This is a genomic window from Paraburkholderia humisilvae, assembly GCF_902859855.1.
In the GTDB taxonomy this organism is placed as follows: Bacteria; Pseudomonadota; Gammaproteobacteria; order Burkholderiales; family Burkholderiaceae; genus Paraburkholderia; species Paraburkholderia humisilvae.
Genome location: NZ_CADIKH010000457.1, coordinates 1 through 663 on the forward strand (window position 1 = coordinate 1; position 663 = coordinate 663).

Annotated in this window: 1 pseudogene; it reads right to left on the reverse strand. The window is 59.1% G+C overall.

Annotated elements, in window-relative coordinates:
• Positions 1-51: 51 nt before the first annotated feature.
• Positions 52-663: pseudogene (locus HV796_RS43040) on the reverse strand (IS110 family transposase); the annotation flags it as partial.

The window sequence follows — 663 nt, forward strand, 5'->3', positions numbered from 1 at the left end:
CCCGGGCAATCGGTTCTCTGGAGAATTATCGGTGTGTTGCGATTCCTGAATTCATGCCTGCACTGTCGATCTTGCTGCGGTGGGCACATGCTCAGGGTCGAAGTCCGGTTGCTGCGTCAGCAGTGCCCAAACGATTCGCGCATTCTTGTTCGCGAGGGCAACGGCCGCCACATTGACGTTGCATCGCCCGCGCAATGTCTGAATCCAACTGCTCATCGCGCTGTTGAGTTTGTTTCTGTAGATCACCGCACGAGCCCCGTGGATAAGCAGCGTACGCAAATACACGTCACCGCGTTTGCTGATGCCGGGCAGGACATTCTTGCCTCCGCTGGAGTTTTGCCGAGGTACCAGACCAAGCCACGCTGCCAGTTGGCGACCGCTGGCAAAGCTGCGCGCATCGCCCACCGTCGCTACCAGTGCACTGGCGGTAAGCGATCAGTTCCGGCACCCGCCTGGCAATGTTTCCGATACCTTGGGGTACCACCAGGCCAAACTCGGCAAGCAATCCACGGCTCTGGTTAGCCTGGGCAGTCCGCGCAGTCACGAAACCCTGGCGAGCACGGTGCAGAGACAATACCGCTTGCTGCTCAGCATTCTTCATCGGCACAAATCTCATGTTCGGTCGTGCCACCGCTTCGCAGATCGCTTCGGCATCGGCGACGT